The 8,150-nt window shown below is 68.3% G+C and carries 7 protein-coding genes; 1 reads left to right on the top strand and 6 read right to left on the bottom strand.

Features of this window, described 5'->3' with window-relative positions:
- On the bottom strand, window positions 1-554 hold a 554-nt coding region (locus tag WBA11_RS10010; RefSeq protein WP_424520555.1), incomplete at its 3' end, for an oxidoreductase.
- A gap of 156 nt (window positions 555-710) precedes the next feature.
- Window positions 711-1,202 (bottom strand): fasciclin domain-containing protein, encoded by a 492-nt coding sequence (locus tag WBA11_RS10005; RefSeq protein ID WP_424520554.1) that lies wholly within the window; start codon window positions 1,200-1,202, stop codon window positions 711-713.
- Window positions 1,203-1,391: 189 nt separating this feature from the next.
- On the opposite strand from WBA11_RS10005, the gene WBA11_RS10000 reads away from it, so the two are divergent.
- Window positions 1,392-1,592, top strand: a complete 201-nt coding sequence (locus tag WBA11_RS10000) for a hypothetical protein (RefSeq protein ID WP_424520553.1) — start codon at window positions 1,392-1,394, stop codon at window positions 1,590-1,592.
- A 47-nt stretch (window positions 1,593-1,639) separates the two neighbouring features.
- On the opposite strand, the gene WBA11_RS09995 is transcribed toward WBA11_RS10000, so the two are convergent.
- The 4 genes from WBA11_RS09995 to WBA11_RS09980 form a co-directional block, all read right to left on the bottom strand.
- On the bottom strand, window positions 1,640-5,080 hold the full coding sequence (locus tag WBA11_RS09995) for a DNA polymerase domain-containing protein (RefSeq protein ID WP_424520552.1): 3,441 nt from the start codon (window positions 5,078-5,080) through the stop codon (window positions 1,640-1,642).
- 54 nt (window positions 5,081-5,134) lie between these two features.
- On the bottom strand, window positions 5,135-5,884 hold the full coding sequence (locus WBA11_RS09990) for a hypothetical protein (RefSeq protein WP_424520551.1): 750 nt from the start codon (window positions 5,882-5,884) through the stop codon (window positions 5,135-5,137).
- Window positions 5,885-5,955: 71 nt separating this feature from the next.
- The gene (locus WBA11_RS09985; RefSeq protein ID WP_424520550.1) at window positions 5,956-6,717 is read right to left on the bottom strand and encodes a hypothetical protein; all 762 of its coding nucleotides are present in this window, start codon (window positions 6,715-6,717) and stop codon (window positions 5,956-5,958) included.
- A gap of 65 nt (window positions 6,718-6,782) precedes the next feature.
- A complete protein-coding gene (locus tag WBA11_RS09980) occupies window positions 6,783-7,925 on the bottom strand; it encodes an energy transducer TonB (protein WP_424520549.1) in 1,143 nt (380 codons plus the stop codon).
- Window positions 7,926-8,150 lie beyond the last annotated feature (225 nt).

Below are 8,150 nucleotides of genomic sequence, written 5' to 3'. Positions count from 1 at the left end.
CCGATCATCAGCGGCTCGATCGCGCCCAGCACAGCCAGCCCCACGCGCTCGCCGAGCCGGTCCTCGTCGCGGTCCCCGGACAACAGCGACGGCCGCGTGATCACGACCGACTCGAACCCGGCGGCCCCCAGATCACGCTCGGTCTCGCCCTTGACGCGGTTGTAGAAGACCCTCGAGGACGGGTCGGCGCCGAGCGCGCTCACCAATAGGGCCTGCGTCGCGCCGCCCTCGAGGGCGAGACGTGCGGCCTCGATCGGGATCCCGTGGTCGACGCGGCGGAAGGCGGCCTGCGAGCCGGCCGTCTTGATGGTCGTGCCAAGGCAGCAGAAATAGTCGTCGCACGTGAACAGGCCACGCTCGTTGGCTGCGCCGGCCTCACGGCTCTCGAGGGCGTCAAAGTCAACGACGTGGTGTCCGTGGCACTCGCCGACGGTTGGCATCGGCCTGCGGCCGAGGGTGACGACGCGGTCCCAGGCGCCGGCCTCGATGAGCCGGTCCAAGACGTGGCCGCCGACCAGGCCGGTGGCGCCGAGGAGGAGAGCGGTGCGAGGCATCAACGTCGGTACGACAGCCGCCCGGTCTCGGTCCCGCCCTCGAGGTTCTACGGCCCCTCGCGTGTCCGACCTCGAGGCTGGATCCCGACCAGGTGCGGCAAAAAGAAGGGGCGGCCCCGAGAGGCCGCCCCGAAAGACGAAACAGCGCTCGGCGCCCTACGGCATGAGGACGTCGTCGATGACGTGCACGACGCCGTTCGACGCGAACACGTCGGCCTGTCGGACGACGGCGTCGCCGATCATGACCACCCCGCCGCGGATCTGAACCTCGAGGTCGGCGCCGTTCACGGTCGTGAGCGTCTGTCCGTCGCTGAGATCAGCCGCCGCGAGCCGGCCGGGGACGACGTGGAACGTCAGGAGGCCCTGGAGCTGGGCTTGGTTTTGCGGCTGGAGCAGGCTCGCGAGCGTCTCGTCCGGGACCTCGTCAAAGGCGTCGTTGGTAGGGGCGAAGACGGTGAAGGGGCCGGGACCGTTCAGCGTCTCGACGAGGTCGGCAGCCTGGACCGCCGTGACGAGTGTCGACAGGGCAGGCGTCGCGACGGCGGTCTCGACGATCGTCATCGTGGAGGCCGTGTCCATCGCGGGGGCCGACGACGAGGAGCAGCCGGTGATGGCGAGGGCGAAGGCGAGGAGGAGGGCGCGGGTCATCGGGTGGGATTCGGGTAGTGGAGTGGGGATACACCCCGTGTACGGTCCCGGGTTCGCCGTAGTCATCGGATAGTGCATGCCCTTAGATCGGCTCCGCCGGACGACCTCGCGGCTCGTCCTCGAGGTCGAGCCCACCGACGGATCCGTGTGGACACGGCCGCCAATCGGTCGCGCCCGAGTCGCCCCGTCGTGCTCCTCGTCCACGACCGGTCCGATCGCGAGGTCCCTTTCGAGGACGGCGGACGGGCCGGCCAGGCGGCCACGGCGTTCTGGGCGACGGACGGCCTGGGCCACCGGCGCATCCTGCGGTCCGACGCCGTGATCGCGCGCGTCGTCGAGTTTCTGCGTCCGCTCGTCGAGCCGTCCTCGATGGAGGCCCGGGTCGCCTGAGAGCCGAGAGGTTCTGCCGGCCGTGTTTCGTCCTCGAGGTCGGAGCGTTAGAACGGCACGTCGTCCTCGAGGTCGTCCGGCTCGCGCTCGCGAACGACGAGGGTGACGCCGGCCGGGTCGAAGCCGAACAGGTCCTCTTCGGAAAACACCAAACGGAACTGGGCAGGCGTCTCGAAGAACGGCTCGAACCGGGCCGCGAGTTGGTCGAGCCGGTCGAGGTAGAACGCCGTGCTCTCGTCCGGCGCCGCCGGGTCCCAGTGCGCCGACGCCCGTGCGGTCTCGAACACGCGCCCCGGACCGCTAGCGGTCCGGTTGCCCTCGGCGATGTAGTACGACACGCGGTCGCCGATGCGCGTCTTGCGACCGGTCCGCTCGGCCTCGCGCCGCGCCACCTCGTACGCCGCCGAGCGCGTCCGTTCGTTCGCGTTGACGGCGCGTTGGTAGTCCAGGAGCGAGGTCTTAAGCGTCTCGGTCCGCTGGAAGCTCTCGATCCCTTGCCAGTCGTGGGACTCGATCTGACGGCGGTGGCGGAGGTAGAGGTCGTGCAAGCCCTGGACGTCTTGGTCCAAGAGCAGCCGGATCGTGTCGCGCACGAACGCCCGCCCAAACCGCTCCGACGACCTCGAGACCAGGCTCGAGCCCTTGAACTTGAGCGTTCCGTCGTAGCGCAGGAGGGCGTAGTTCTTCTTCTTGTACGAGAGCATCCGGCGGAACCGGCCGTCGAACCCGATGCGGATGCCAGGGGGCATCTGCTCGCTCAGCGCCCGGACGAACGCCCGCTCTTGCTCTTCGCCCTCGAGGTCGGACGGCGGCACGAACAGGACGCCGTCGGTGTCGACCTCGATGACCTGGGCGCCGGCCTCGCGGGCGAGCGTCATGATCTGGCGCAGCAGGTCCTGGCCCGTCGCGGCCACGCGGTCGGCCTCGGCGAAGTCGTTGAACAGGGCGTAGCCGAAGCCCATGTTTCCGTAGAAGCTCTGACCGCACCAGTTGAACAGCCCGTTCCGCCCGGCCAGAACCGTGTGATGGTCTGCGACCGAGAGACAGAAGACCTCGCCGTCGTACTGAACCTCACGCCGATGTCCGCCCTTGACGACTGGCGCCAGCCCCTTCGGAACGGTCGCGCTGGGATCGTTCACTGCGATCCGGTACGCTCCATCATGCGACATCACATAGGAGCGTCGCCCGAGATGGAGAGAGAGCCGAACAAAGTCGTTGGCGAGCTGGCGGCTGGCTGTCGTGTACCGCTTCCCGTGGGCGTCGCTATCGCCTGCCATGAGAGCGTCGAAGACGTGCTGGAGACACGAACTGGGGAGGCCGAAAATCCACTCGGGAAGCCGCTTGTGGTAGGAGCCCCGTCCGCATTCGGCCTCGAGGACGCGATAGAACACGCGCGATGAGAACGTGAAACCGCTCTGGCCTTCTCCAAACGCGAACCTCATGCGGTCGAGGAGGTCTCGGATCGCGTCTCGGCCATCCGCTCGCTTCTGGCAGAGCGTGACGGTGTAGCTCTCGCCTCGCACAGTGCCGTTCGCGTACGTCTTGGGGATGCTCTTGTACGAGGTCCCCTCGCTCACGTACCAGCCGACAAAGGCGAGCCAGTCCTCGAGGTCGAACGACTCGGGCTGCCAGCGGCCTTGACGCCGGTGCTCCTTGATCCCCCGAGGTCCCGTCTTGTACTCGATTCCGTGGCGGTCACACAGCGCGGCGACCGACACCCTCGAGGACGAGACTCGACCGGGCAGAGGCGCGAGTGACGGAAGCTTCCGGCGAACCGAGTCCTCGAGTAGGTTGGACGCCGTCTCCCATTCGTAGTCGGCGAACGTGCCACCAGGGCGGAAGCGGGCGGTGAGGAAGCGATGCTCGGGCGTGACGAGGAAGTCCGTGTGTCGGTTCTTGATCTCGACCATCGGACCGGTGTACCGTTGCGAGTACACGGCCTCGACGGGTTTCACGGCTGGCTCGAGCGTGTCCGGGTCGATGGCATAGACGAAGTCTCCGACCTCGAGGTCGCCAACGCGCCGCGGACCCGTCGTCGTCATCACGTCCGTGTCAGGCGAGAAGCAGTTGATGACGATCTTGTAGGCACTTTGTCGCGCGTCGAGTTCGGCGCGGTCGTCGCCGGACGCGGCGTTCATGGCGTCCTTGGTCTCGAACCGCAGGTCGGTGAGCCGTTGGAGCAGGCGCGGGAACAGCCCGAGCGCGTCGCCCTTGGGTTGGACGTCGTAGTTGAGCATGATCGACGGGTACAGGCTCTCGACGTCGGCGTAGACGACCGGGCCGACGACGCCGGTCACGAACACGTCCGTGTAGCCGCCGACGACCTGGCTCCCGAACTCGGCGCGGGGGAGCGCCTGGCGAGCGTGCAAGTAGCCCCGGACGAACAAGCTCTCGACCTTGGCCGCCGGCCCGGTGCGCGCGGCTTGGCCGTACGGCATCGGCACCATCTGGGTGAGGTAGAACGTGCTGCCGGACAGGTGTGCGGCCAGCCGCTCCGTCTCGGTCGCGTCGTCGATGGCGTATTCCATCAGCCGGTGCGGGTCCGTGTCCCAAACCTTTGAGATCTGGTCGCCGGGCACGTAGGTCCGGTCCTCGGGTGCGAAGCCGAAGTACTTGGCAGCGCCCTTGAGGGTGTAGTTCGGCAGGTCGCGTTTGAACACGTCGAACGCCATCACCTGGTGCAGCGTGTCGATGACGTGGCGGCCCGCGATCTCGGTCGACTCGAACTCGACCTGGCGCTCGGCGAACCGCATCGAGGTCGGGAAGGTGCGCGGCGTGCTCCCGTCGCGGCCGATGTCGATGGGCACGCCCCACCGCCGGCATCGCTCGAACAGGTAGGGGAAGTCGAACGACTGGATATTGTGGCCCTCGATGACGTCGGGGTCGCGCTCCTTGACCCAGTCGAGCGTCTCGCGCAGGACTTGCTCCTCGGTCATGTGCGGATCGCCGACCAGTCGCGACCAACCGGTCGAGTCGGACAGTGCGACCAGGATGATCCGGTGTTCGGGGACCGTCGCCTGGGGAAAGCCGGCGGTGCTGTAGACCTCGATGTCGAGCTGGAGGCGGACCAGGTCCTCGAACGCCATCCCCTTGAACAGCGTCCGGCCGGTTTGCATCAGGTACTGCTGCTCGGGCGAGCCGGGCAGGTAGACCTCGTCCGGCCTCGACTTCTCGGTCTCCGTCTTGCGCTCGATGTGGCGCAGCGCCTCGAAGTAGCTCCCGCGGTCCGGGAACGCGACGACGTTCTTGAAGAACCCCGGCCCGGCGAGCTCCTGGAACTGGAACCGGTCGCGTGGGAAGCCGCGCAGCAGGTCGGCGTCGGACAGGAAAAAGAACGGGTGGACCCGGACGTCTTCCGTCACGACCTCGGTCGGGGAGCGGCGGCGGTAGAGCCGCATCGAGGCCGGGCCGGTCGGGTGCAGCGCGACGATCCGCTCGGTCGGGTCGTGGCCGTAGAGGAGGGCGTCGTCGGAATCGAGGTCGAGCACGGGTCGAACCTAGCGACGCGGGGTGCCGGGCTTGTGTCAGCGACCTCGAGGACGCTAGTGGCTCGCCGGGACGACCAGTGGAGGCGCGGGTGCCCCCTCGCCCAGGTTCTCGAAGATGGCCGATGACCAGGCGAGCATCGCGTCCGCGAACGGCTGAAGCGTGGCGACGGCCTCGATGGAGCGCTCGACGGCGTCTCGACCGTCTGGGCTCTCGTGGGTCGCGATCACGGCCTCGAGGTCGGATGCGGCCACGTCGCGGAGCACGTAGCGGAACAGGACGTGGGTCTGGGACCAGATGAACTGCCGGTGGGCATCGACCAAGGTCTGCTGCTGCTCGAGGGTAAAGGAGGCGCCGGACACGTTGTGAGGGCTCGCGGCCTCGAGGCGCTTCATCTCCGCGGACCGGTCGAGGTACCCGGACGCGGTCAGGTAGCGGTGGACGTGGACGGAGTCAGCGAGGCGGAGGCTCGGGGAGATCTCGCCGAGGAACATCGCGTTCGAGAGCGCCTCTTCGTCCTCCGTGGCGAGGATAGACTCATCGAGGTCGAGGACGTTAAATGCGAGGGCACCGACAGAGAGGGCGAGGCTGTCGGCCTCGAGGTCGGCGGGCGCCGAGCGCTGGTACGCTTCGACGTACGCCCGGTGCGCGGCGTCGATGAAGGCGTCGAGACCCTTAGGCGGGTCGGAGATGCCGTCCTCGAACCACGACGCGCTGAGGAGCGACTCCGCGACGGTGTTGACGTCGAGGGTTTGTGCTGCGGTGGCCGAGGGAAGCAGCAAGACGAGGGCGAGGAGGCGGAGCATCGAGGGCGAGGCGGGTTCGCCACCTCTACCGTCGTCTCGGCCTCGAGTGGGTCACGCGCCCTCGAGGGCGGTTACTGACCGCGGGCCGTTCGGAACTGCTCGGCCATCGACTCGAGCGAGGACACCAAGACAGGAAGCTGAGCCCGTGATCTCCCAAGAGCGACCTGCCGCTCGACGTGGCGACCGGCCTCGGAGCGGTAGTAGGACGCGACGGCGCGGACGTCAGCGGGGTCTGCATCGGCGAGTTGGAGCCGAGCGGAGCGGATCGCGAGAAAGCGTGCGCGAGCGTCGCCTTGCCCCCCGTCCGATGTCATGGCCGAGAAGAAGCCGGCGTCGTCGAGGACGGAGCGCGCGGCGGGGTCCATCTGGGCTCGAGCAACCTGAAACGATTCGTGGCGGATGTCGTCGGGCCTCGTGGCTGCGATTTGAGCGTCGACATAGTCCACGACGAGTGCCGAATCGGCGCGGGGAGCGTCGGGAGGGCCTCCGCTGCTCATGAGCGCCATCATGTCCTCGGGAGACTGATCTGCGAACCAGGCCCGCTGGGACGCCTCGAGCCGCTGGAACGCCGGGCCTTCGAGAAAGGAAAGCGCGTCCTCGAGGAGCGCCGGATCGTACTCCTCCACGATGGCGACTTCGACCGAGTCCCCTAGGCTGACCATCGTGGGGGCCGCGGTGGCCTCGGTCGCATCTGTAGACCGGATCCCGATGCTGACGTCGGCGTCGAGCCCGAGCACGCGCGTCAGGCGGTTCACGAGCGACGTATCGACGGTCGCCGTTTGGGCGGCGGCGGACACGGAGACGAAGGCGAAGAGGAGGACGAGTCTGCGCATGGATCTGTATTTAGGGACGGCCCAAGGCAGACCCTCGTCCGTCGTGATCTCGTCCTCGAGGGCGGCTACTGCAGCCGGAACGTGATGGGCACCGTGAACCGGACCGCGACCGGCTTGCCTCCATCGCTGCCGGCCTTAAACCGGGTCCCACGCACGGCCTCGAGGGCGGCCTCGCTCAGCCGGTCGTCGGGCGAGCGGGCGACCTCGAGGTCGCGGACCGACCCGTCTGGAGCGACCACGAACTCGACTATCACCCGGCCTTCGGCTCCATCGTCGCGGGCGGACTCGGGGTAGACCACGCGCGACTGGAGGGCCGCCATCCCGCCGATGATCTCGGGCATCACATCGGCGACCTCGAGGACGCCAGGATCGGAGGGTGGGGCCGGCGGCGGCGCGTCGGGCCGTGTCTGCTTCGCCGTGTCGTCGAGGATGGAGAGCATCGGCGCCATCGCTTCGATCATGGCCGGCATTTGGAGTCGGATCGAGGCGAGGGTGGTGCGGAACATGACGTACTGCCCCGCCTCCGATTCGTAGAAGTCCGTCGCAGCGCGCACGTCGTTCTCTGGCACGTCGGCGAGGGAGATGCGCAAGGCAGGGAGCATCATCGAGAGCTGGGCCTCGAGCATGTCGTCCCCCATTCCCGCCTCAGCGATGGCCTCGAGACCGCCCATCTGGTCGAAGAACGCAGCGACCGACGGGGGCATCGACTCGACCATGATGTCGATGGTGGCCCGTTGGAGCTCGGGGGACTGCGTGGCGGCCATCATCGCGCGGGCGTACCGCACTGTGAGCACGGAGTCCGCCATGGGGCCGTCGCCGGGGTCTTCGGCGAGCTGCATCATCTGTTGGGGTCCCATCGAGGCTGGGCTGAACGGGGTGGCGGCCAAGATGCGGTCGTAGGCGGGTCCGTCGAGGAACGCGATGGCGTCGCGGACCAGGTCCGGCCGGTGGTCCTCGAGGAGGCTCGCGCGGACGGCGGCCTCGGCGTCCTCGAGGTCGGTGCGGAACGCGGCGGACATGGCCCCGCCCATCCCGCCCGGCATCTGGCTGGTCATCAGTTTCATGCTGTCCGCCATGGCGTTCATGCCCTCGACGCCGATCTCGAGGCGGAGCCCGTCCACGAGCCGGCCCACGAGTGCCGAGTCTGCGGCGGTGGGCTGGGCCGCGGCGGACGAACAGAGCGCGAGGGCGAGGAGGAGGGAACGCATGAGACCAGATCGGAAGGACAGCATGAACGTACACATGGCCCATCGGGTCTCGACCTCGATGCGGCTCCGCTCGTCCTCGAGGTCGACCGAGCGCCGAGGTGGCCGGAGCAGGTCGCTAGTCGGTGAGCGCGAGGAGCGTCTCGAGGTAGTCCCGCGTGGACGCCCGGGCGCGGCCGACGGCGCTCCGGCGCCCCACGTACCGGCCGGCCTCAGAGCGGTAGAACG

This window comes from Rubrivirga sp., assembly GCF_049648075.1.
Lineage (GTDB): Bacteria > Bacteroidota > Rhodothermia > Rhodothermales > Rubricoccaceae > Rubrivirga.
The sequence above is the reverse complement of the archived record's forward strand: the minus strand, read 5'-3'. Positions and strand labels throughout refer to the sequence as shown.

Coding starts and splice junctions, on each gene's coding strand:
- WBA11_RS09980 (WP_424520549.1), bottom strand. CDS start 7,925: ATGCGTTCCCTCCTCCTCGCCCTCGCGCTCTGTTCGTCCGCCGCGGCC.
- WBA11_RS09990 (WP_424520551.1), bottom strand. CDS start 5,884: ATGCTCCGCCTCCTCGCCCTCGTCTTGCTGCTTCCCTCGGCCACCGCA.
- WBA11_RS09985 (WP_424520550.1), bottom strand. CDS start 6,717: ATGCGCAGACTCGTCCTCCTCTTCGCCTTCGTCTCCGTGTCCGCCGCC.
- WBA11_RS10005 (WP_424520554.1), bottom strand. CDS start 1,202: ATGACCCGCGCCCTCCTCCTCGCCTTCGCCCTCGCCATCACCGGCTGC.